At 68.7% G+C, this 534-nt stretch carries 1 pseudogene; it reads right to left on the bottom strand.

The window, feature by feature from the left end:
• Positions 1-534 (bottom strand): annotated as a pseudogene (locus U873_RS0133750) (acetyl-CoA C-acetyltransferase); the annotation flags it as partial.

Here is a 534-nt window from a genome sequence, read left to right as displayed (position 1 = left end):
GCCCAGGGCCCGGGCCTTGCTGGCGCTCATCAGCATCACCGCGGCGGCGCCGTCGTTCAGCGCCGAGGCGTTGCCGGCGGTGACGCTGCCGTCTTTCTTGAACGCCGGCTTGAGCTTGGCCAGGGCCTCGGCGGTGGTGCCGGGGCGCGGTTGTTCGTCGGTGGCGAAGGTCAGCGGCTCGCCCTTGCGCTGGGGAATCTGGATCGGGGTGATCTCGTCGACAAAGCGCCCGGCCTCGATGGCCGCGGCGGCTTTGTGCTGGGATGCGGCGGCGAAGGCGTCCTGGGCTTCACGGCTGATGCCGTATTTCTCCACCAGGTTCTCGGCGGTGATGCCCATGTGGTAGTCGTTGAAGGCGTCCCACAGGCCGTCGCTGATCATGCTGTCGACCATCTGGCTGTGGCCCATGCGCAGGCCGGTGCGGGCGCCGGGCAGCACGTAGTTGGACAGGCTCATGTTTTCCTGGCCGCCGGCGATGATCACTTCGGCATCGCCGCAGCGGATCGCCTGGGCGCCCAGGTGCAGGGCCTTGAG

Source organism: Pseudomonas sp. PH1b (assembly GCF_000633395.1).
Classification (GTDB): Bacteria; Pseudomonadota; Gammaproteobacteria; order Pseudomonadales; family Pseudomonadaceae; genus Aquipseudomonas.
Note: the sequence above shows the minus strand (reverse complement) of the source record. Positions and strands in the feature narration are given on the sequence as shown.